The sequence below is a fragment of the Microcoleus sp. S1D4 genome, from assembly GCF_036700765.1.
Classification (GTDB): Bacteria; Cyanobacteriota; Cyanobacteriia; order Cyanobacteriales; family Microcoleaceae; genus Microcoleus.
Genome location: NZ_JAUBPP010000014.1, coordinates 61469 through 84695, shown reverse-complemented (window position 1 = coordinate 84695; position 23227 = coordinate 61469). Strand labels below are relative to the sequence as shown.

22 protein-coding genes, 1 tRNA gene and 1 pseudogene are annotated in these 23227 nt (G+C 43.4%); 20 read left to right on the top strand and 4 right to left on the bottom strand.

Annotation, left to right across the window (positions count from 1 at the left end):
* Positions 1-5 precede the first annotated feature (5 nt).
* The 12 genes and pseudogenes from QT998_RS16175 to QT998_RS16120 form a co-directional block, all read left to right on the top strand.
* Positions 6-1430 carry a hybrid sensor histidine kinase/response regulator gene (locus tag QT998_RS16175; RefSeq protein WP_333089961.1) on the top strand — a complete coding sequence of 475 codons (1425 nt, stop codon included), beginning with the start codon at positions 6-8 and terminating at the stop codon, positions 1428-1430.
* Positions 1431-1645: 215 nt separating this feature from the next.
* Entirely contained in the window at positions 1646-2038 is a 393-nt protein-coding gene (locus QT998_RS16170) for a response regulator (RefSeq protein ID WP_333089960.1), read from the top strand.
* Positions 2035-4602: a response regulator gene (locus QT998_RS16165; RefSeq protein ID WP_333115231.1), complete on the top strand. Its 2568-nt coding sequence runs from the start codon at positions 2035-2037 to the stop codon at positions 4600-4602. Before QT998_RS16170 ends, QT998_RS16165 begins: the two co-directional genes overlap by 4 nt.
* Positions 4577-6235, top strand: coding sequence for an adenylate/guanylate cyclase domain-containing protein (locus tag QT998_RS16160; protein WP_333089957.1), 1659 nt, complete (start codon positions 4577-4579; stop codon positions 6233-6235). The genes QT998_RS16165 and QT998_RS16160 overlap by 26 nt, the downstream gene beginning before the upstream one ends.
* 71 nt (positions 6236-6306) lie before the next feature.
* Positions 6307-6822 (top strand): DUF1499 domain-containing protein, encoded by a 516-nt coding sequence (locus QT998_RS16155; protein WP_333115232.1) that lies wholly within the window; start codon positions 6307-6309, stop codon positions 6820-6822.
* 48 nt (positions 6823-6870) lie between these two features.
* Positions 6871-7020, top strand: a complete 150-nt coding sequence (locus QT998_RS16150) for a hypothetical protein (protein ID WP_333089954.1) — start codon at positions 6871-6873, stop codon at positions 7018-7020.
* Between the two features lie 137 nt (positions 7021-7157).
* Entirely contained in the window at positions 7158-8006 is an 849-nt protein-coding gene (locus QT998_RS16145) for a DUF2382 domain-containing protein (protein WP_333115234.1), read from the top strand.
* A gap of 265 nt (positions 8007-8271) precedes the next feature.
* Entirely contained in the window at positions 8272-9165 is an 894-nt protein-coding gene (locus tag QT998_RS16140) for a YsnF/AvaK domain-containing protein (protein ID WP_333115236.1), read from the top strand.
* Between the two features lie 159 nt (positions 9166-9324).
* Positions 9325-9810, top strand: a complete 486-nt coding sequence (locus tag QT998_RS16135; protein WP_194070550.1) for a glutathione peroxidase — start codon at positions 9325-9327, stop codon at positions 9808-9810.
* A gap of 192 nt (positions 9811-10002) precedes the next feature.
* Positions 10003-10149 carry a hypothetical protein gene (locus QT998_RS16130; RefSeq protein ID WP_194070560.1) on the top strand — a complete coding sequence of 49 codons (147 nt, stop codon included), beginning with the start codon at positions 10003-10005 and terminating at the stop codon, positions 10147-10149.
* A gap of 523 nt (positions 10150-10672) precedes the next feature.
* Positions 10673-10837, top strand: a complete 165-nt coding sequence (locus QT998_RS16125; RefSeq protein ID WP_333115238.1) for a hypothetical protein — start codon at positions 10673-10675, stop codon at positions 10835-10837.
* A 200-nt stretch (positions 10838-11037) separates the two neighbouring features.
* Positions 11038-11146: pseudogene (locus QT998_RS16120) on the top strand (transposase); the annotation flags it as partial.
* Between the two features lie 252 nt (positions 11147-11398).
* Here the strand turns inward: QT998_RS16120 and QT998_RS16115 are convergent.
* A complete protein-coding gene (locus QT998_RS16115; protein WP_333115240.1) occupies positions 11399-11638 on the bottom strand; it encodes a hypothetical protein in 240 nt (79 codons plus the stop codon).
* A 161-nt stretch (positions 11639-11799) separates the two neighbouring features.
* Between QT998_RS16115 and QT998_RS16110 the strand changes: the two genes are divergently transcribed.
* From QT998_RS16110 to QT998_RS16075, 8 genes are all read left to right on the top strand, one after another.
* Positions 11800-12003, top strand: a complete 204-nt coding sequence (locus QT998_RS16110; RefSeq protein WP_194070547.1) for a hypothetical protein — start codon at positions 11800-11802, stop codon at positions 12001-12003.
* 148 nt (positions 12004-12151) lie between these two features.
* Positions 12152-12224: transfer RNA gene (locus tag QT998_RS16105), tRNA-Ala, on the top strand.
* Positions 12225-12347: 123 nt separating this feature from the next.
* Positions 12348-13499 (top strand): glycine cleavage system aminomethyltransferase GcvT, encoded by a 1152-nt coding sequence (gene gcvT / locus QT998_RS16100; RefSeq protein WP_333115242.1) that lies wholly within the window; start codon positions 12348-12350, stop codon positions 13497-13499.
* Between the two features lie 255 nt (positions 13500-13754).
* Entirely contained in the window at positions 13755-14144 is a 390-nt protein-coding gene (gene gcvH, locus QT998_RS16095; protein ID WP_194070545.1) for a glycine cleavage system protein GcvH, read from the top strand.
* A gap of 265 nt (positions 14145-14409) precedes the next feature.
* The gene (gene gcvP, locus QT998_RS16090) at positions 14410-17355 is read left to right on the top strand and encodes an aminomethyl-transferring glycine dehydrogenase (RefSeq protein ID WP_333115246.1); all 2946 of its coding nucleotides are present in this window, start codon (positions 14410-14412) and stop codon (positions 17353-17355) included.
* A gap of 170 nt (positions 17356-17525) precedes the next feature.
* Positions 17526-18923, top strand: coding sequence for an AAA family ATPase (locus tag QT998_RS16085; protein ID WP_333115248.1), 1398 nt, complete (start codon positions 17526-17528; stop codon positions 18921-18923).
* A gap of 5 nt (positions 18924-18928) precedes the next feature.
* A complete protein-coding gene (locus tag QT998_RS16080; protein WP_333115251.1) occupies positions 18929-19540 on the top strand; it encodes an RloB family protein in 612 nt (203 codons plus the stop codon).
* Between the two features lie 215 nt (positions 19541-19755).
* A complete protein-coding gene (locus tag QT998_RS16075; RefSeq protein ID WP_333115254.1) occupies positions 19756-21444 on the top strand; it encodes a glycoside hydrolase family 44 protein in 1689 nt (562 codons plus the stop codon).
* 262 nt (positions 21445-21706) lie between these two features.
* Here the strand turns inward: QT998_RS16075 and QT998_RS16070 are convergent, their stop codons facing one another.
* The 3 genes from QT998_RS16070 to QT998_RS16060 form a co-directional block, all read right to left on the bottom strand.
* A complete protein-coding gene (locus QT998_RS16070) occupies positions 21707-21883 on the bottom strand; it encodes a DUF5615 family PIN-like protein (protein ID WP_333115256.1) in 177 nt (58 codons plus the stop codon).
* 44 nt (positions 21884-21927) lie between these two features.
* A complete protein-coding gene (locus QT998_RS16065) occupies positions 21928-22152 on the bottom strand; it encodes a DUF433 domain-containing protein (protein WP_333089928.1) in 225 nt (74 codons plus the stop codon).
* 135 nt (positions 22153-22287) lie between these two features.
* Complete coding sequence (locus QT998_RS16060; protein ID WP_333089927.1) at positions 22288-23160, bottom strand: MBL fold metallo-hydrolase; 873 nt, start codon at positions 23158-23160, stop codon at positions 22288-22290.
* Between the last annotated feature and the right edge of the window lie 67 nt (positions 23161-23227).

The following is a 23227-nucleotide window of genomic DNA, read 5'->3' as shown; positions in this document are numbered from 1 at the left end:
ACCCAATGAATTCAACTTTGACTAACATTAATCGAGCTAATATTTTAGTAGTAGATGACACGCCACAAAACCTGCGATTGCTGGCAGGAATATTGAGCGAAAAAGGCTATAAAGTTCGCCCGGTTCCCAACGGCAAACTAGCACTTTCTGCAGCTCAAAAAATGCCCCCAGATCTAGTGTTGCTCGATGTGATGATGCCAGAAATGGACGGTTATGAAGTTTGTCAGCAGCTTAAAGATTCTGAAATCACAAAAGATATTCCGGTGATTTTCATCAGTGCGATTAATGACGTGATGGATAAAGTCAAAGCTTTTGGAGTTGGGGGAGTGGACTTTATTACCAAACCGTTTCAAGTTGAAGAAGTTTTAGCCCGGATCGAAACTCATTTAAAAATTTGTTCGCTACAACAAATTTTGCAAGAAAAAAATCAAGATTTAGCAACTGCGATCCAGGAACTACAAGCCACCCAAGAGCATTTGATTCAATCGGAAAAAATGGCTGCACTAGGACAACTGATTGCCGGCATTGCCCACGAAATCAATACGCCCCTGGGCATTATAGGTTCCTCTATTGATAACATAGCTAATTTTTGGGACGATAATTTACCCAAAATGCCTCAATTTTTTCAAGAGATTTCTGAAGAAAGTAAAGGTTACTTCTTAAGTTTACTTTACCGATCTACCAATCAAACAAATTTATTTACCAGTAGGGAGAAACGCAAATTTAAGCAGCAGTTGATTAGAGATTTGACTGCAGAATCGGTTCCAACCCCTGATGAAATTGCTGATACTTTAGTTGATATGGAAATTTACGACAACATAGAACAGTTGTTGCCATTTTTCAAATTGCCTGATTGGGAAGTAGTTTTCAATACTGCTTATCAATTTTCGAGCTTTAAAAAAAGTATTAGCCTGATCCAAAGAGCGACAGCTAAGTCGGGGAAAGTAGTATTTGCCTTGAAAAGTTACGCTCATTTCGATAACAAGCAAGAAAAAGTCCATGCGAACTTGCACGACGGTATTGACACGGTGTTAACTCTTTATCAAAATCAACTGAAACACGGTATAGAAGTAGTTAAAGATTATGGAAATCTACCCGAAATAACTTGCTATCCCGATGACTTAAATCAAGTTTGGACGAATTTGATTCACAATGCCCTGCAAGCAATGGATTATAAAGGTATTTTGACTCTAGAGACTCAGCAGCAAGAGGCAAATATTATTCTCAAGTTTACTGATAATGGCAAAGGTATTCCCCCAGAAGTTATTCCCAAAATTTTTCAGCCATTTTTTACGACTAAATCTGCGGGGGAAGGTAGCGGTTTGGGATTGGATATTGTGAGAAAAATTGTTAAGAAACACGAAGGCACAATTGATGTAGAATCTGTACCGGGGCAGACAACCTTTACAGTGTCGCTGCCAATCTATTAAATAAAACTTACTTTTTTTTAAAAAAGAAGGCAAATTTAAACCGGCGCTCCCTACTATTATGTCATGAATGATTCCAAATTGACAATTCCTATGCTCCAATGGAAAATGGTATAAGATGGGGGATAGATACCTTGTCTGCTCGCCTGAAATCAATCACCTAGCAGCAAGTAATTTTCGCAAGCCCGCTGGCTAAAATCCCAACAGCGATTAAACAAATGAGTAAGCCTGTAATCCTTTGCGTTGACGACGAACCAGATATCTTGAATACTCTCAAGATGCAGCTCAAGAATGAATTTAAAGATGATTACTTTTACGAATTGGCTGAAAGTGGTGATGAAGCTTTAGATTTACTTGAGGATTTTCAAGAAAAATTTCAGGTGATTGTGGTTGTTTCTGATTGGCTGATGCCGGGAATTAAAGGTGACGAACTTTTAATTAAAGTTCACCAAAAATATCCTAAAATTATTACGGTGATGTTGACGGGACAAGCGGATGCAGCGGCAGTTGAGCGGGCAGTCAAAAAAGCCGATTTATACTGCTGTTTGTACAAACCTTGGAGTAGCAAAGAGTTAATAGAGACAATAAAATCTGGGCTGGCCAAGTTATGAAAAAACCTGTAATTGTTTGTATTGACGACGAACCTGATGTTTTGAAGAGTTTAAAGATTGAGCTGAAAAAGGCGATCGGGGATAGTTGTATTATTGAAACGGCGGAAGGAGGGGAAGATGCTTTAGAGTTGCTGGCAGATTTGCAGGCAGATGAATACGAGATTGCTTTGGTGCTTTCCGATTATATCATGCCGGATATTAAAGGGGACGAATTGCTCAAGCAAATTCACGAACGCTCGCCGGATACGCTGACGATTATGCTGACGGGCCAAGCAGATTTGGAAGCTTTGAGCAATGCTATTAAGTATGCTAAGTTGTACCGTTATATCCCTAAACCTTGGCAAAATGAAGATTTGAAATTAACGGTAGTAGAAGCTGTTCACAGTTATTTGCAAGACCAAAAGTTAACAGATGAAATCCTGAAACGGCAAGAAGTAAATCAGGAGTTGAAGCAAGTAAATGCGGCGCTGTCTGCGAGTGAAAGCCGCCTGAATCAATTTTTAGAAGCTTTACCAGTGGGGGTATCTGTTTACAATCCAGACGGCTCGATCGCCTATTTTAACCAGACAGCGCGGGATTTGCTGGGTGCAGACACGATCCCGGAAAGCACAGCGGAACAATTAGCTGCAAGTTATCAACTTTATGTTGCCAATACTGATGAGCTTTACCCGCCGGATAATTTGCCAGTTTTGCGCGCGCTGAAAGGGGAATTTGTCAGGGTTGACGATGTAGAAATCCGTCAGGATGACAAAATAATTGCGATCGAGATCAATACCACACCGATTTTTGACGCTAGCGGAAATATTACTTATGCGATCGCAGTTTTTCAAGATATTAGCGATCGCAAACAAGCCGAAAAAATACTAGCAGACTACCAGCACACCTTAGAAGTCCAAATTGACGAACGCACAGAACAACTGCAACAAGCCGCCTTAGCTGCTGAAGCAGCAAACAAAGCTAAAAGCACGTTTCTTGCTAATATGAGCCACGAGTTGCGAACCCCTCTCAATTCCATACTCGGGTTTGCACAAATCATGGAACCAAGCCCCAATTTTTCTGCTGAAAATCGAGAAAATTTAAGAATTATTCACCGCAGCGGCGAACACTTGCTGACTCTGATCAATCAAGCCTTAGACTTGTCAAAAATCGAAGCGGGACGGATGGCGGTCGTCCCGAAAAACTTCGACCTCTACCGCTTGCTTGATGACTTGGAAGATATGTTTCAATTTCGAGCACAGAGTCAAGAATTGCAATTGCTTTTCGAGCGCGAGGCTGACGTTCCCCAGTACGTGCGAACCGATGAGGTTAAACTGCGGCAAGTCCTGATAAATCTCCTCAGCAATGCCGTTAAATTCACACCGACAGGCGGAATAGTTTTAAGAATTAGAAAGTTAAAATATTCTGGAATAGTAGATTTATTAGATAGACCTACAGTTATGTTTGATACCGCAACAAGTATTCGGGACTTCGCCATAACTTCCAGGGAATTAGCAATAGTTGAATTGACAAAGGATACTGAAGATTTAAACTCAGAACCGATGGTTTTCCTTCAGTTTGAAATAAAAGATACAGGAGTAGGCATTTCTCCCGAAGAAGTGGGCAATGTTTTCCAGGCATTCGTGCAGACGACTTCGGGTCAAAATGCTCAGAAAGGTACTGGTTTAGGATTGACTATCAGCCGTCAATTTGTCCGCTTGATGGGAGGAGAAATCGTCGTAGAAAGTCAACTGGAAATTGGCACGAGTTTTAAATTTGAGATTCCAGTCGGTGCGGTTTATGCTGCGGATATTCCCGAACCACAAATTAACCTGGAAGTTACGGGATTGGAACCAAATCAACCTTGCTACCGGATTTTAATTGTGGACGATCGCGAAGACAACCGCCAACTTTTAGTCAAAATGCTTTCTCCTTTGGGTTTTGTGCTGCAACAAGCCAGCAACGGCAGCGAAGCAGTAGAAATCTGGGAAAACTGGCAGCCGCATTTAATTTTGATGGATGTGCGAATGCCAGTGATGGACGGCTACGAAGCTACTAAAGAAATTAGAACCCGAATACAGCAGAGAGAGCAAAAGCAGCAAGGCAAGGCTCCAATGAGTGTTTGTGAGTTTGAATCCCCGATTCCGAAGATTATTGCTTTGACTGCTAGTACAATTGAAGGCAGGCGATCCTTTGCTTTATTAGTCGGCTGCGACGATTTTATTAGCAAACCTTTCCGCAAAAATGATATATTTAATAGCCTCAACCAACACTTAGGGGTCAAGTATCTCTACTCTCCCTCGACTTATTTGATGTCAAGGGGCGATAATCTATCTAACTCTCCCTCTATTGTTGCGCTTGCTTATTTACCTGCACTTCCCGCAGAATGGATAGAGAAGATGAAGCAGGTAATCCGTAATGCTGATTTTGACTTAATTTCCAGGACAATCGAGGAAATAAGGGATGCTCATCGTGAATTTTCCGACATCCTCCAGGGGCATCTCGATAATTTTGATTATCAGAAAATTCTTAATTTAATTACCGAGGCGGAGGAATCAAATAATGCAGATGAAGGCGGAACAAACTGAAAACTATCAAGCAGATATTTTAGTAGTTGATGATACGCCAGATAATCTGCGTTTGTTGATTAGAATTCTGCAAAAAAATGGTTATAAAGTCCGACCTGTTACCAACGGTTTTTCTGCTATAGATGCAATTCAATCTAGCGTACCAGATTTGATTTTGCTAGATATTATGATGCCGGATATTGACGGCTACGAACTCTGTAAGAAATTGAAATCACAACCGGAATTTAAAGAAATTCCGATTATTTTTCTCAGCGCGCTAGAAGAAGGAATAAATAAGGCACAAGCTTTTGAGGTGGGCGGAGCAGATTATATCACAAAACCTTTTCAGGTAAAAGAAGTATTGGCGCGAGTTAGCAATCAACTGACTGTGCGTTCCTTGCAAATGCAATTGCAAGAAAAAAATCAAATATTGACGACTAAAAATGTCCAGTTGCACGAGGAAATTGCCGAACGTCACCAGGTGGAAATGGAAACGAGGTTGCTGCTGAAGGCTACTCAAGCTATTAGTAAATCTGAGAGTTTTGAGTCGGCTATAGATGTGATCTTAGGTTTAATTTGCCAAACTATTGAATGGAATCTGGGCGAAGCTTGGATTCCTTGCAGTGAGGGCGTTTTAAAATGCGCTACAGGTAGGTACGTCAGCGATTCGAGTTTTGCCCAATTCCGACAGACAAATTGGGAGTTAACTTTTGCTGCTGGTGTGGGACTCCCGGGGAGGATTTGGCAGTCGCAGCAGTCTGAATGGATAGAGGATGTTTCTACTGCACCAGAACAAGTTTTTTTACAATCGCAAATTGCGATGAATGTGGGGTTAAAAGCGGCTTTTGGTGTGCCAATTTTGGCAGACAATCAAGTGTTAGCAATTTTGATTTTTTATCAAGAAAACAATCTGGAATGTCAGCCGCGCTTGTTGGAATTGGTGAGTGCGGTTGCGATGCAGCTAGGTTCGCTGATTCAGCGGAAACAAGCTGAAGCAGCGCTGAAATTGCAGCAAGAGCAAACAGAGAAATTGCTGCTGAATATTTTACCGAAACCTATTGCCGATCGCTTGCAAAAAGAGCAAAAGTTGATAGCGGATCATTTTGATGATGTGACGGTATTGTTTGCTGATTTGGTGGGTTTTACAGATTTTTCTGCTCACAAAAGTCCGACGCAGTTGGTAGAAATTTTGAACGCGATTTTTTCGGAGTTCGATAGGTTGTCTGAGTTGCACGGGTTGGAAAAGATTAAGACGATTGGGGATGCTTATATGGTGGTTGGAGGTTTGCCGACGGTGCGGGAGGATCACTCTGAGGCGATCGCACTTTTAGCTTTGGAAATGCAGGCAGCTTTGAGAAGTTTTAATACTAAAGTTGGAGAAAGTTTTGAATTGCGGATCGGAATTCACAGCGGTTCGGTGGTGGCGGGAATTATTGGAATTAGCAAATTTAGCTATGATTTGTGGGGGGATACTGTGAATGTTGCGTCTAGGATGGAGTCGAACGGATTGCCGGGTAAAATTCAAGTGACTGCGACAACTTACGAGCGATTAAAAGCTCGGTTTGTTTTTGAAGAACGGGGTGAGATTTCGGTAAAAGGTAAAGGAACAATGTTGACTTATTGGTTGATTGAAGAACAAGGTAAAGTTTTTTGATTTTTTGAGGTCAATTTCAATTAATAATATTAAAATTAGAATGAATTTGCACTTTCAGGAGGGATAATCCTTTGCAGACAGTTGAAACAAAATCGCCTCAAGCATTGAAAAGAGTCCTAGTTATTTTAATATCACTGCTAGCGGTAGCGGTACTGTCGATCGCTATTTTTATCCTAATTCCCGGAGAAAAAACAATGTTTGCTGGAAAAAAACCCGCCAATATCGGTATTGTGTCAGGAAAACTCGCAGCGTGCCCTGCTTCGCCTAACTGCGTCAGCAGCTTTAGTCAAGATGCCGAACACCAAATTGAGCCTTTGGCCTACACTTCGTCGCCTACAGAAGCAATGGCAAAGCTCAAAGGGGCGATCGAGTCGTCGGGGAAAACTAAAATTATCACTGCAACTGATAATTACCTCTATGCGGAGTTCACGAGTCCTTTGATGGGGTTTGTCGATGACGTGGAATTTTTGGTAGATGATGGCGCAAAAGTCATTCACGCGCGATCGGCATCGCGTCTGGGACAGTCGGATTTAGGAGTTAACCGCAAACGAATTGAGACACTCAGAGCTCAACTAAATCCACAGTGAGCTAATTTCTAGATATCCCGAAGCTCAAACAGCGGTTGAAACCTGGTGTTGTCAAACGATGTCCCCTCCCAGCGGACTCAAGAGCATAACCGAGTCTTAACCGCCCGATCGAGTCAAACCCTATCCGCCGGAGTGAGAGTTTGCCTCGATCGGCACTTTCAACCGCTAGGTATTGTCGATCGGGCTTTGCATAGCTGAGTGCGCTCGTCCCCGCACCAGGCACTATTCCTATAGTATTAAACGCCCTAAATTGTACACTTCAGACTTTAGGGAGATGTAAGTCAACCCAATTAATTTTTACTATAAATTTAATTAAACAAGCGAGGAAAAAACACATGACACTTCAAAGATTAGAAGAATTTTATCCTAACTATCAAGAAGAAATTTTTGCTGGAGACGACATCAAGGGATTTGATGTTTATGCCGGCGACTCTGATGAAAAAGTAGGAACCGTTTATGATGCTTTAGTTGATGAAAGCGGTCGTTTTCGCTATCTGGTAATTGATACCGGGATTTGGATTTTTGGCAAAAAAGTATTGCTGCCGATCGGCTCGGCCCGCTTCGACTACGGAGCTCGTCGCGTCTACGCTACAGGCCTTCGCAGCAAAGATCAAGCAGAAAGATTGCCTGCTTACAATGAATTAGAACCACTAGATTACGATCGCGAAGAACAGGTAAGAGGCGTTTACCGCAATCAAGGCACAGCCGCAACTGCCACTCCTGCCAGCTACGATCGCAGTAACTACAGCTACGATCTCGATCGCCCCCTCTACGAAACAAACGAACAACAACACCAAAACCTCAAGCTTTATGAAGAACGCTTGATTGCCAACAAAACCCGCGCCAAAACAGGCGAAGTAGCAGTGGGCAAGCGCGTGGAAACTGAAACAGCACGAGCATCAGTACCTATCGAGAAGGAACGAGTTGTAATCGAGCGAGTAACGCCCGTAGAAGCGGGTCGAGTAGTTTCAGTCGGTGAAGCTGACTTCCAATCAGGAGAAGTTGCACGCATGGAAGTCTACGAAGAAACGGCCGACATTCACAAGGAAGCCTACGTGCGCGAAGAAGTCAACATCAGAAAAGAAGTTGTTCGCAGCACGGTTGAGGGCGAAGAAACCTTGCGCCGTGAAGAATTGGACATTAACACCGATGGCACTCCGGTTGTAGATAATAAAAAGATCTAAACCAACTGCAGCAGGTATTGAATAGGAATTGCGGATTAATCACATAATTCTGTCACATCGCTGGTTGAAATTGTGCGATAGTCGCGCAATTCCTAGATGCAGACGGCGGTTGAAATCAGCTTTACAAAAACTTTCGTCCGTGCCAAACGGGCTCAAGAAAATAACGTAATTTTAACCGCCCGTTCTTCACCCCGCTACTGTCGGGTGAAAGACAAGTATAAACCTGGTTTCCACCGCCCCGTCTTTTTAGCAGGAAAATTTAAAAATGAACGGTCAAGCATCAGCCGAAAAAATAGCAGCGGCAAAATCAATTACTCGTCTCAACCGGGTACCGGAAAAAGTCAGAACTAAGCTAAAAAGTTTTACAGTAAAAGACAATCAAGGTCACTTGGTAGGTAAAATAAAAGATGTATATTTTGATGAAAGCGGTCAACTCAATTTTGTGGTAGCAGGGCTAGGCAGCGAGAAAGCTCGGATTTTTTTAGTGAGTATTAAGCTGCTCAAAAAAGTAGATTATCACCAAAAATCTTTGTTTGTAAGTGTTAATTCAGATGAAGTCGATCGGCTGCCGGGAATTTCGGCAAATAGTGAGGCTCAGTCTGTAGAAAATTCCTCAGACGCGCTGAATGAATTAACCAATAGCGAGTCAACCCAACCCTCAAAAGTTATGTCAAATCTAACAGATTCCGATCGCCAAAATGAGAATTTGGAGACGAGTGAAGAGGATGAAGACTTTGATATTGTCGATCGAGAAGTAATTCGCCTGCTAGAAGAACGATTGGTGATCAATCGCAGCAAGCGTAAAGTTGGCGAAGTCATTGTCCGCAAAGAAATTGAAACTCGGATGGTACAAGTGCCCATCCAGTGGGAAAAGCTAATTGTCGAACAAGTCGGCGACGATCCGAAGGTGTTGGCCGAAATAGATTTGGGCGAGGGAAGCATCACGGGTATAGATTTGACGGGAATTAAGCACGATCGCGATGAACCGACAGTTAAGGCTGAGTTTACCTCGGTGCAGAAAGCCAGCAAAATCTTAAATTCGATCGCCTCTCAACCCCGCCACGGTTGCGTAAAAGTCCGCCTCGAACTCGTTCTGGAGAACCCGCAACTAGAGGAAACTTACCAAAAATGGATGACGGAAAGCCACTCCGACAGTTAAATAAAATTAGTTTGTAGCAAGGAATGCAAGTCCTCTGATTTTTATGAGGACTTGCATTCCTTACTAGCAACACCTATAAATTTTGAGCGATCGGCATACCGACCAAATCTTACCAAATTGCGGTAAAATCGTGGTGGTCAAATTTACAAGTATTTGAAAATGCCCAGCACCATCTCCGACATTAAAGTAAAAACGATCGCAGGCGCAGACAAGCAGCTAGGAGAGTACGCTGGTAAGGTACTCTTGATAGTTAACGTAGCTTCTCAATGCGGCTATACACCTCAATACAAAGGACTCGAAGAATTGAGCCAGAAATACAGCGCTGCTGGACTCCGCGTTTTAGGATTTCCCTGCAACGACTTCGGAGCACAAGAACCTGGAAGTAACGCAGAAATAGTCAATTTCTGTACTACCAAATACGGAGTCAGCTTTGAATTGTTTGACAAAGTACGCGCCAAAGGCAGTCAGCAGCATCCGCTGTACGCTAAACTTACGAGTGAAGCCGACCCCAAGGGTGATGTTTCCTGGAATTTTGAGAAATTCTTAGTTAACAAACAAGGTGAAGTAGTTGCCAGATTCCGCAGCAGCGTAGGCCCAGATTCCCCCGAACTGATCGCCGCCATTGAAAAAGAATTGGCAAAATAAGCAGTTCGGTAACGAATTTTTCAACAGATATAACAGATGGATGTTTAGTTATTGTATGGTGCGTCTGGGGTGAATGTTTTGCATACAGACTAACAATTTTCCCCCAGACGCACCATACTACGATTAGTTGACTTATTTTTGCTTCTCTTCCCCATTGTTGAGAAGTAATCAGCAATTAATAAATACTGATGATTGAATTATTTAATTGGAGAATCGTTTAATTTAATGGAAAATACATCGGGATTAGATTTAGCTGTAGGCTTACTAGCCTTCGCGATTCTGGGAGGTGGGCTGGCCATGCTGTTTGTAGGTATGGCATCATTCCCTAAAGAAAAGTAATAATAATTGAGATTATATCCTGACTGCGACTCCAATCAAATTGGTTCGTAGTGAGGACTTCAGTCCTCCAATTTCTATGAAAAGTGAAGTCCGTACCATTAAAATTTGAATAAATTTAAAAGCATTCATTTTTATAGCAACGGCCAAAAAAATTAGGAAGTTCTTAATTTCTGAAAGCCTTGATTTGATGGTTGATTTCTTCTTCCTAATGACTAATGACCAATGACTACTAACTAATGACTGAGGGCGGATATTTCCTTTTTCTGTAGTCATTTCTATCCTACAGCACTTCCAGATGTTGTGAGGTACAATAGAATCGACTAAAAATAATATACTAATGAAAGCATACTCAGTAGATTTGCGAGCCTTTCATAGTAGCAGCCCATCTACAGCAGAAGCTGTCGATCGGAAAAACAGCAAAAATATTTGCCTGCAGTAACATCTTAGTTCAAAAACTTATAAATAAACAAAAAATCGAGGGAATTTACAGCCTAAACCTAGGGGTAAACCCAGATTCAGTCATTTGAATAATGCGTCAAAAGAGTTGAGAGAAATAGTGGCAGTACATCCCGATACAACCTTGGTAGAATTGTGTGAGTTATTCGCCCAAAAGACAGGAAATTTGGTGGTAGAACAGCCATGTGTAACGCCTTACAAAAGTTGGGATTATAATCCCCAAAAAAAATAGTAAGAAGTAGCCAATTCGGCACTGAAAGAGTCATGAAATTAAGGTTAGAGTAGGGGGGAAAGTCAAGCATATCGACACAAAAAATCTAGTATTTTTAGATGAAACTGGAGTATTACACTTGTTTAACCAGAACTCATGCTTCCAACGAGGCAAAGCGAGCCTATATGGATAACTTACCAGCGCCTAAAGTAGATTCAATTAAGCCTATGATTGAAGCGGTGGGTGCTTCTGTCTTGTGTTTGTCTCCATACTCTCCTGATTTTAATCCAATTGAATTATGGTGGTCGCAACTCAAATCTTTATTGCGACAGTTTTCACCAACCAGCACTAAAATGGTTGAAACGATAATTGCTGTGGCTATTGACTTAATTAATCCGAAACATCTCCAAAACTGGTTTACTAATTGCTGCTACTGTACCTCATAATATCCGGAAGTGCTGTATGTCATAAATATGGCTGATTCACAGATGGTCAGAAACCGGGTTTTTTCCAAAAATCTTTGGTTCTTACCGACAGATTAGGTCAAAAACCCGGTTTCTTTGGCGGAGTGCGTAACTCTTTTTAGTTAAACTGGAGTGCAACTTTTAACCCCATCGCTCTTGACAAATTCTTGATAAATCGATTCATCACCAAAAAAGTCGATCGCACTCTTAGGTTTTGCCATTCTCCCATCCAGCTACACTCAAAACGGGCGATCCTCTTCGTCGATCGGCCTCCCGCAGGCGCGCGCTTCCCTAACGCACCTACCCTCAAAAAAAGCGATCGCACCCGCCGCCCCTCCATAGCTGAGCCAGCTCTCATTTACTTTGCATATCGTAATGATTAGGCAGAGCTATCCTTTTTTCTCAGTGCCTTTTTGCTGCTCCCTCGTGGTTTTACACCAATAATTAAATGCGTATAACCTAATCTGCAAGCAGTCAAAAGTTTTGTTACAATGGGTACGCTGTTACAAAACGTAACTTATGCTGATTTCTATTTTAATAATTGACGTGGCCCTAGTTGCCTGGTCCTTGCACCTAATGCAAGAGGCGATCGCGCAACGGGAATTTTCACTAATCCTAGCCGGCATCCTAGTCGCGGTCTCAGCCGCAGCCCTGATCGTCGTCTACTTCCTCATGGGCTCTTGCTTGAGCCATTTAACCGCAATATCCCAACACACTTATTAAATAATCCTAGGGATTCGTTCATTGAAAAGCAGCCAGGAGATTTTAAAAAAAGTCCAAAGCCTTGCCAGTTCAAGGCTTCAAACTATTTTTTCAAAAAGGCTTGACAAACATTACTCCATTAAGGCATGATTGAGAGCGCGAAAAGAAAGGGGAATTAGCTCAGTTGGTAGAGCACTACAATGGCATTGTAGGGGTCAGCGGTTCGAGCCCGCTATTCTCCATAAACAAGATTAGAGCAACAAAATTAGATCGGACGGCGGTTGAAAGTGCCAGCGTCTTCTTAAATTCGATCGCACTTTCCCGTAAAATTAAAACAATCTACCCGCAAAAAAAGCAATTATCCCGTGGCAAAGTCAACTGAACCCAACAATCCAGAGAGGCCGAGCCAGCTTGCGCGATCGCCTCTGTACGACCTATCATTACAGCTCAAAGGTCGGATGGTACCATTTTCCGGGTGGGAGATGGCAGTGCAGTACGCAGGCATCAGCAGCGAACACCAAGCAGTACGCCAACAAGCTGGAATGTTCGACATTTCCCACATGGGAAAATTCTGCTTGAAAGGGAAACAACTAATGGAAAAATTTCAACCCTTAGTACCCTCAGACTTGAGTCGCTTGCAACCAGGTCAAGCTCAATATACAGTCTTATTAAATAACCAAGGCTGCATCATAGACGACATTATTTTCTACTGCCAAGAACCCGACGCGAACACCAACGAAGAACGTGCAACAATCATTGTCAACGCCGCCACTCGCATCACAGACAAAGCCTGGATAGAAGCCCACTTAGCATCTAGCGAAATTAGTTTTACCGACACCTCCAAAGACCAAGTTTTAATTGCAATTCAAGGCCCGGAAGCTGTCAACTATCTCCAGCCTTTTGTGGAAGACAACCTAGCACAAATTAAAGCCTTCGGACACTTAGAAACAAAACTGTTAGGACAGCCGAGTTTTATCGCCAGAACAGGTTACACCGGCGAAGATGGATTTGAAATCATGGTGGATATAGAAACAGGCAAAAAACTCTGGCAAAAATTCCTCGATGCTGGCGTTGTTCCCTGCGGATTGGGGGCCAGAGATACCTTGCGTTTAGAAGCAGGAATGGCACTTTACGGTCAAGATATCGACGACAGTACCACACCTTTTGAAGCTGGATTGGGTTGGGTAGTTCACCTCGACAGCAAAGGCGATTTTATTGGGCGCGAGGTTTTGGAACAGCAAAAAGCCAATGGAGTATCGAAGCGGTTGGTAGGGTTAGAAATGGAAGGGCGACACATTGCGCGCCACGGCTATCCGATAATATTTGAAAGCGAAACAGTAGGAGAAGTTACTAGCGGTACATTGTCGCCTACCTTGAATCGGGCCGTCGCCCTCGCGATGCTTCCGGTAAAATTAGCGAAAATCGGCCAGCGGTTAGAAGTCGAGATTCGCGGGAAAAATTATCCCGCGACGGTGGTTAAAAAACCATTTTATCGCTCTCCCAACCGCCCCAATTAAATGTAGAGTGCGTCAGCTTAAATTATCTGCGCCAGACAAGATAGCAGAGATATTTGATTTATATGACAACCGCAGATGTCAGGCAGATGCAACACAGATAAACGCAGATGCTTTTAACAAAGGAAAGCGAAGGGATGCCAGAAGTCTGCTGCAAATTGAGAAAATCGCCCTCTGACGCACCGTGGGAGTTTCAGATATTAAACGCCCATAATTTAATAAGATTTAACTGATACTTTTTGATTGCAAGGAATTGACATGGCACAAACATACCCTGATGACCTGAAATACTTAGACACCCACGAATACATCCGACTCGAAGGGGAAATCGCCACCATCGGGATTAGCGCTTTTGCCGTTGACCAACTCGGCGATATTGTATTTCTAGATTTGCCAGAAGTCGGCGCAGGGCTGGAAAAGGGCGAAGCTTTCGGTACAGTCGAGTCTGTGAAAGCAGTTGAAGATTTGAAAGCGCCTGTTACGGGTACAGTCGTAGAACGCAACGATGACATTATAGAGTCTCCCGAAAACTTGGCGGAAGACCCCTATGGGGCTGGCTGGCTGCTGAAAGTGCGCGTTGACAATCTCAGCGACGCCAGTGATGCTTTGTCTGTCGAAGAGTACCGCAAAATGGTGGAAGGGGAATAGGGGAGAGGGGGAGAGTGGGAGAGGGGGAGAGGGAAGAGGGGAGAGGGGAGAGGGGGAGAGGGGGAAATCGTTTCTCTTCCATCTTCCTTTTTCCATCTTCCTTCTTCCATCTTCCTGATGACGTTAGACGTTCGCTCGGGGGGACAGCACTAATGACTAATGACTAATGACTAATGACTAATGACTAATGACTAATGACTAATGACTTCTTTTGTGACTAAATGTTACAAACAAAGAAGCAAAAGTTAACTCAGGAGAATCAGCCTTGGTACTCTACAGCCCGAAAGTTGAACCCAGCCAGCAGCAAAACCTTTCCCCCATCGGTGGTTTTGCGGGGCGGCACATTGGCCCGACACCCAGCGAAATCCAGCAAATGCTGGATGTTTTGGGTATTTCCAGCCTTGATGAGTTGATTGACAAAACTGTTCCAGCGACGATTCGCATGAATCAACCCCTGCAACTTCCCGCAGCGCAAAGCGAGTACGCTGCTTTGGCAGAATTGAAAGAAATTGCTGCAAAAAATCAGATATTTCGATCGTACATCGGGACAGGATATCACGACTGCATCACACCGCCGGTCATCCAGCGCAATATTCTGGAAAATCCCGGCTGGTATACAGCTTACACTCCCTACCAAGCCGAAATTGCCCAAGGACGATTGGAAGCTTTACTGAATTTCCAAACGATGATAATCGAGCTCACGGGTTTGGAAATTGCTAACGCTTCTTTGCTGGATGAGGGGACTGCGGCGGCGGAAGCGATGGCGGTGAGTTACGGCGCTAATAAAAATAAAGCAAAAGCGTTTTTTGTGTCCCGAGATTGCCACCCTCAAACTGTGGAAGTGGTGCAAACTCGCGCTAAACCGCTGGGAATTGAAGTTATTGTGGGCGACCATCAAAGCTTTGAGTTCGATCGTACAATTTTCGGCGCGCTCCTGCAATACCCAGCAACAGACGGCACAATTTACGACTATAGAGATTTTATTCGATCGGCACACGAAGTCGGCGCATTAGTCACAGTCGCCGCCGACATTTTGAGCCTTTGCCTGCTTACGCCCCCCGGCGAATTCGGCGCTGACATAGCCGTAGGAAGCACCCAGCGCTTCGGAGTGCCGATGGGATTCGGAGGGCCCCACGCAGCCTATTTCGCCACAAAAGAAGAGTTTAAACGGCAAGTTCCGGGGCGAATTGTCGGCGTTTCCAAAGATGCCAACGGCAAGTCTGCGTTACGCTTGGCTTTGCAAACTCGCGAACAGCACATCCGCCGCGAAAAAGCAACTAGCAATATTTGTACTGCTCAAGTTTTGCTGGCAGTGATGGCGAGTATGTATGCTGTTTATCACGGCCCGTCTGGACTCAGAGACATTGCAGAAAAAGTACAGAGTTTAACTGCACTTTTGGCATCCGGTTTAAGAAGTTTCGGATACAAAATTGGTTCTCAACCTTTTTTCGATACTCTGCGAGTAGAATTGGGAGACAAACCGCTGTCAGAACTTCTAGCAACTGCCCAACTTCGCAACATTAATCTTCGAGTTTTTGATGAGGCGACAGTCGGAATAACTTTAGATGAAACTGTTACTGTTGAAGACGTGCAAGATTTATGGGAAATTTTCGGACAGCATAAGGATTATATCAGGGTCGAGGGGCAGAACGCTCTCAATATTCCGCTGGATGCAGACGCATTAAATTCCTATTTGACTTTACCAGATTTTTGCGATCGCACAACCAGCTATCTCACCCATCCAGTTTTCAACAGCTACCATTCCGAAACCGAACTTTTGCGGTACTTGCACCGTTTAGAAACCAAGGATTTATCGCTAAACACATCGATGATTCCCTTGGGTTCCTGCACGATGAAATTGAACGCAACAGCCGAGATGCTGCCGGTAACTTGGGCCGAATTTGGGAAGATACATCCCTTTGCACCCCGCAATCAAACTCGCGGCTATCAAATGATGTTCGTGCAACTCGAACAGTGGCTGGCAGAAATCACCGGTTTTGCGGGAATTTCTTTGCAGCCAAACGCCGGTTCCCAGGGAGAATACGCGGGATTGTTAGTCCTTCGCCAATACCACGAACACCGAGGCGAATCTCACCGCAATATCTGTTTAATTCCCCAGTCAGCCCACGGTACAAATCCGGCTAGCGCAGTCATGGCGGGGATGAAAGTAGTTGCTGTCGAGTGCGATAGCCAGGGGAATATTGATGTCGCCGACTTGCAGAAAAAAGCCGAGAAACACAAAAACGAACTTGCTGCTTTGATGGTGACTTATCCATCTACCCACGGCGTGTTTGAGTCAGAAATTAAAGAGATTTGCGAGATTGTCCACAACTGCGGCGGACAAGTTTATATGGACGGCGCAAATATGAATGCTCAAGTTGGTTTGTGCCGCCCCGGTGATTTTGGTGCTGATGTTTGTCACTTAAATTTGCACAAAACTTTCTGCATTCCTCACGGCGGCGGCGGCCCGGGGATGGGGCCGATTGGAGTTATGCCTCATTTGGTGGAATTTTTGCCCAGTCATTCTATTCTTAACAGCGAACAGTCAACAGTGAACAGTCAACAAACATCAGTTGGCGCTGTTTCTGCCGCACCTTGGGGAAGTGCCAGCATTTTGACTATTTCTTGGATGTACATTCGGATGATGGGAGGAGTGGGTTTAACTGAGGCGACAAAAGTTGCAATTCTTAATGCTAATTACATGGCAAAACGCTTAGAATCTTATTATCCGGTTTTGTATAAAGGCAAATCGGGTTTAGTGGCGCACGAGTGTATTCTGGATTTGCGCCTTCTCAAAAAATCTGCTGCTATCGAAGTTGATGATATCGCCAAACGCTTGATGGATTACGGCTATCACGCGCCGACTGTTTCTTGGCCTGTCGCGGGTACGGTAATGGTGGAACCGACGGAAAGCGAATCAAAACAGGAATTAGATTGTTTTTGCGATGCGATGATTGCGATTCGAGGCGAAATTGCGGAGATTGAAAAAGGCAATGTTGACGCGCAAAATAATCTGTTGAAAAATGCGCCGCACACCGCAGAATCTCTGATGGTTGATGAGTGGAACCGTCCTTATACTCGCGCGCAAGCTGCTTATCCGACTGCTGGGACTCGCGAATATAAGTTTTGGCCTGCGGTGGGCCGGATAGATAATGCTTTTGGCGATCGTAATTTTGTCTGTTCTTGTTTACCAATGGAGGCTTACACTTAAGATTGCAATCCACGAGTCTAGAGCCCGTAGTATCTCCACATCTCTGTCTATAGAGAGAAAATTTGCATAAAACTAGGTAGTTTAGGAGATTTTTTCTCCTAAATACCAGTTTTAGGCTACCATAGTGGCTGAAAGTAGTATAATCTAATGCCTCCTAATGGGTGAAAACAATGTTAATTCAACTTACTATACAAAATTTTTTATCCTTCAGGGATGAAGTCACTTTTAGTATGGTGGGAGTTAATAGTGATAGACAACATATAGATCACCTTGCTGAAGATGCAGCAGGAAAAGGGCGATCGATATTGCCAATTGCAGCAATCTACGGAGCAAATGCAGCCGGCAAATCTAATCTAATCGAAGCTATAAGTTTTGCAAAAAACTTAGTGGTACAGGGAACTCGCAGCAGCCAAACTATCCCTGTTTCTTCATTTAAACTGGGTGATTATAGTAAGCAACCAAGCAAATTTGAGTTTATTTTTACGCACCAAGGCGAGCAATACTCCTACGGATTTAAATTAAATAGAGAGCAAATTTTTGAAGAATGGCTTTATGGAATTCCTAATGGTAAAAAGCAGGAAGTAATGTACTTTGAGCGAGTCACGTCATCACAAAAACAAACTAAAGTTGACTTTGGTTCAAAACTTAAAGGTCGAAGTAAGAAGCGCCAACAGTTTCTTGATTTTATTGCCCAAGGTACTCGCCCCAATCAACTATTTTTGACAGAAAGTCTTGAACGAAATGTTCTTATTTTAAAACCTATTTTTGATTGGTTTAGAAAAGTATTGACTATTATTCCAGCAGAAGCAGATTATACTGGCTTAGAAATTGGTGTACTCAGTGATGAATCATTTACAGACTTTCTGAGTGAGTTTCTGAAGTTTGCAGGAACAGGAATTGATTCCATAATCACAGACGAAGTAGAGTTAGATTTCGATCGACACTTTCCAACTATGCCTAAAGTTTTAAGAGATAATATTATTCAAAAACTGAATGAAGCAGAAAAAAATTCCATCGCAATGATTGAAAACTTAGGAGGTGGAAGATTTCTGTTGTTTAAGGATGATGAAAATCAAGTAAGCTTGATTCAACTCAGAACTCGTCATCGCAGTGAAGATGGAGATTTTTTTGACTTTTCAATAGAAGAGGAATCAGAAGGAACTCAACGTCTCATTAATTTGATTCCCGCTCTTTTTATTTTAAAACAAGAAGAAGAAAAAGTTATTTTTCTGGATGAACTTGATAGACGTTTGCATCCTCTGCTTTCTCGGATTTTTGTAGAAGTAGCAATTAACTGTAAAGACACAAATAATCAACTTATTTTTACAACCCATGATACCAATTTGTTAGACTTAGATTTACTCAGACGAGATGAAATTTGGTTTGTGGAAAAGTGCGAAAAAGGTGTGTCTAATCTTTACTCTTTAGCCGAATTTAAAATGAAGCCCGATCTTAAGATTGAGAAAGGTTATTTGAACGGACGTTTTGGGGCTATTCCATTCTTTGGAAATCCACAAAGTTTAGGCTGGCTTAATTGCGAAACCGATTTATCTGTGCAAATAAACTAATAGCAATGGGAAAAATTAAGCGTACAAAATTATTAGATCGCCAACAGGATCGCAGAGATGCCAAACTTTTTATAGTTGCTACGGAAGGTAAGGAAACTGAAAAACAATATTTTAGGATGTTTAAGAGCACGAGAATTAAATTAGAGATATTAGCAACTACAGAAGATGGCAAATCTTCACCTGAATATGTCTTAGAGCGTTTAGATATCTTCAAAGAACGATACGATCTCAATGAGGATGATATGCTTTGGCTGGTTTCTGATGTGGATCGTTGGGGTGCAAGGAAGTTGAGTTCTGTCTGCAGTCAAGCTAGGCAAAAAGGTTATAATTTAGCAATTAGTAATCCTTGTTTTGAAGTATGGTTGACTCTACATTTTGAAGATCTTAATTCCCAGGATAGGACTTGCGATAATTTCAAGGCAAGACTGAGAACTATTTTAGGAAGTTACAATGGTAGCAATTTAGATATTTGTGCTTACAGAGACAATATTGAAAATGCAGTAAATAGAGCGAAAAATCTACATCAAAATTCTCAACAAAGTTGGCCCCCAACACTAGGAACCCATGTTTATAGACTTGTGGAGATTGTGCTGGAAAGCTTGGGTAGTCACTTCTAATATCATGTCCGGTCAATTACTCGAAAATGGTTCGTAGTGCGCCCGAAAGTTTGTTCTTGGGCGGAGGATACAAGTCCGCACTACGAACTTTACTTATTGCAGTCAATCGAACGGACATGATTATGATTTCAACATTTGCTACAATGTGAATAAGAGATTAATATAATTTAATTAACATTTTTGGCAGGCACAACCAGTTTGAAAGCAGTATCAAAATGAATAAACGATTTTTGTGGCGATCGCCCTCCAACAAACTAGGTTGGATTATCCTACTATTATTAGGCGTTTTGGCTGCTTTGGCAACGATCGCCACCGCAGCTTACTTCAAAAGCGCGATCGCCCAAACAGCAAATCTCACCTTATCTGTAGACGTTACAGCCGATCGCCATTCCATCAGCCCCGACATCTACGGTATGAACGATTATGCCCTAGATCCCGCCATCGCCAAAGAGTTGCGAATTCCACTCGAACGCTGGGGCGCAAATCACACCAGCCGCTACAACTGGTTAGTCGATTCTTCCAACAGCGGCGATGACTTCTTCTTCGTGGGCGGCGGCGACAACAAAAACCCGATTCCCGGCGATTCGATCGACAAAATTGTCAACACCAACCGCAAAAACGGCAGCAAAAGCATCGTTACTATCCCGATGATTGGCTATGTAAATAAATTGAGCATCTGGAATTGCGGCTTTCGAGTAGCCAAATACGGCGCCCAAGAAAAAACCAATCCTTACATTTTTCCAGAAGGCGACAAGTGCGGTAACGGAAAGCGTCCAGATGGCAGTTTGATAACTGATAATAATCGCCTTGATGTTAGTATTGTTAGCGATGCCGCTTTCCAGAAAGCTTGGGTTCAACACTTAGTTAAAACCCACGGTACTGCTGAATCGGGCGGCGTGCAAATTTATCAAATGGACAACGAACCAAGCGGCTGGGGAAACACTCACCGCGATGTTCATCCAGAAGCGACAAGTTATGATGAATTGCGCGATCGCACTTACCAATATGCGTCAATGGTAAAAGCCACAGATCCCACCGCTAAGGTACTGGGCCCGTCGGATTTTGGCTGGCCTGTTTATGTGGATTCGGGAGTAAAGGGCGATCGCGAAAAACACGGCGGTGTCTGGTTTGGGCGGTGGTACTTGCAGCAAATGCGCGCCTACGAACAGCAAAAAGGTGTGCGGATTCTCGACTATTTCGACGAACACTACTATCCTGTCGTCGATGACCTCTGTTTGGCGAATTGTCCCGTAGGTGACGCTAAGACGCAATCCGCCCGGTTGCGATCGACTCGTTCTCTGTGGGACAGCACTTATACTGATGAAAGTTGGATTGGTAAATCGAATCCGCCGCTAACAATTATTCCCCGGTTTCGAGACTGGATAAAGCAGGATTATCCAGGTACAAAACTTGCAATTACTGAATACAATTGGGGCGGTTTGGAGTCGATGAACGGCGCGTTAACTCAAGCCGATATCCTGGGGATTTTTGGGCGAGAACAACTCGATTTAGCGACGCTGTGGGGGCCTCCGAAGTCTTCTGAACCGGGTTCCTATGCCTTCCGCACGTACCTGAATTATGACGGGAAGGGCAGCAAGTACGGCGATACTTGGGTGCGATCGCACAGCACAGACCAAGAACTTTTGTCAATCTACGGATCGCAACGCACTAACGACGGTGCTTTGACGCTAGTAATCATTAACAAAACCAGTAAAAAATTGACTAGCAACTTGAGTTTGAAAGGATTTAAATCGGCGGGTAAAGCTCAAGTTTACACTTACAGCGAGGCAAATTTGCAGGCGATCGTCCGTCAGGATGATTTGGCTGTCAGCGGTGCTGGATTCAAGGCAACTTATCCCGCTAATTCTATCACTTTGGTTGCCATTCCCAAGGAAAAAGCTTAGTCATATTGTTTTCGCTTGCATCGGAATGATTTAACCACAGAGTACACAGAGTACACAGAGGGAGAAAATATATATCTGAATCATTCCGATGCTACCGGATTTGATATCAGTTGTCAAATCCCCTAGCATTGGAATTTTTACTGTGGCGACTAATCCCCGCTAATCTCCACCAACCTTTCACCTGTTCTCAAAAGTTCCAGCGCATCTAACAACGTTGCACTGAGAATCTCTCGCAACCGATCGTTTGATGTATTGCCACACGTCAACCAAATAATTTGTGGGGGGAATCAAGACGATCGACTAAATCAACAAAATCACTGTCTTTAGTCATCAAAATAACTCCCTGCGCTTTGGCTGCCTCGAAAATCTCAGGATCTTCAGCATCTCTGAGTCCAATGTCGCGCAAGGCTACCGCTGCTACTCCTAGTGTATTAGTCATCGAGGTTGCGATCGCTGGTGACAGATGTGCATCTACCCCGATCGTCATGCAACCAATACTGGATGATTAAGTTTATGTGAGGCGTACAAAAGAGATGCTTTGAGGTCGTCTATTTCCAGATCGGGCATTTCTTCGAGAATTTGTTCCGCACTCAAACCAGCCGCAAATAAGTCTAGTACATCTGATACCCGAATTCTCATGCCGCGAATACAGGGACGACCGCTACACTGTCTGGGATTAATTGTGATTCTTGCAAGTAGTTCCAACATTCAAGTTAATGATGGTAAAAACTTATATAGCGGTTCTCAAAAAAGTGAGGTATGCCCTAGGCCCGCAAAGCCCTATGCCCTATGCCGGATAGTACCTCATATGATATCTCGAAAGGCTGTATTCAGTATATCAGATTAAGCATCGACCATCCAAGCAATACACTTTTGCATTTGATTGCTCATCGTTTCTCGATCGGCATTATATCGGCGGCCGTGTCCCGGCAACACCCATTCAAACGAGTAATTAGCCAAGTTTTGCATAGATTTGATTTGTTCCGGCCAAGAATACCAACAGACTTCGCGAAAGGCCATTAGCTGCTGCAAATTATCCGACCAAGCAAGATGATCGCCGGTGAACAAAAACTTGTTATTGTAAAGCAAAACTGTGTGACCTTTCGTGTGGCCGGGAACAGGTATAATCAACAAATCATCGGCTAATTGATACGGTTCGCTGCCTGATAAGTGAATTTCTACACTGCGAGTATCCGCGTTAATTTCGTCAGCATGGAGAATGCGATCGCACCCAAAATGATCGTGGTATTTTTGATGGTCTGCTACATCGTCGCGGTGAGTCAAGTACATATAGCGAATGCCGCCCATTGCTTCGATATTTTTAACTAGCGGCGGCGCAAAACGGGGAGAATCGACTAAAATATTGCCCTCTGGACGAACAATTAAATAACTAGCAGCCCCGTAGGATTTCTCGGAGTGGTAGCCGCAGTGGTAAATATTTTCTGTTACGAGTGCAGGCAAATTTTGCTGAACTTCTTTAATGTTTTTCGGTTTGTCAACAGTGCCGATCGAACTTGTGGGACAAGATAAAAGAGCCGCGAGACTTCGCATGGATGCTATTTCGTTTGTCGGTTGCTGGTAAACCGCCGACTTTTCTCCGGCTTCAGTAAATACTTCCGGTGCCATCCAGCGACAAGTATCGCAGTTTATACAGGTACTGTCTACATAAAAGTTACCGCTGATATTTTCGGGGCGGCGCAAATTTATATTAGCCATTTTTTTACCTCTTGAAAAATTGAAAATGTTAGTTCACGCTAACATCTTCTACCATTTTACATTTCTT